1 protein-coding gene is annotated in these 326 nt (G+C 51.5%); it reads left to right on the top strand.

Annotated features, from left to right (window positions below; genetic code table 11):
* Positions 1 to 326, top strand: a 326-nt coding sequence (locus tag ACTHSP_RS23275) for an exodeoxyribonuclease III (RefSeq protein ID WP_440347152.1), incomplete at both ends; no start/stop codon positions are given.

Below are 326 nucleotides of genomic sequence, written 5' to 3'. Positions count from 1 at the left end.
ATCTCTGCCAACGTCAACGGCATCCGCTCCGCCTATAAAAAAGGTTTTTATGAATACATCGCCGCTTCCGGTGCCGACATCGTCTGCGTGCAGGAACTGAAAGCACAAGAGGCTGATCTGTCAGACGATATGAAAAATCCGCACGGTATGTACGGCTACTGGCATTGCGCTGAAAAGCGCGGTTACAGCGGCGTGGCGGTGTACAGCAAACTCAAACCCGACAATGTGCAAATCGGCATGGGTATTGAAGAATTTGACAGGGAAGGCCGTTTTGTCCGTTGCGATTTCGGCAAGTTGTCGGTAATTTCGCTGTATCTGCCCAGCGG

The sequence above is a fragment of the Neisseria sp. P0001.S005 genome, from assembly GCF_051963715.1.
The sequence above is the reverse complement of the archived record's forward strand: the minus strand, read 5'-3'. Positions and strand labels throughout refer to the sequence as shown.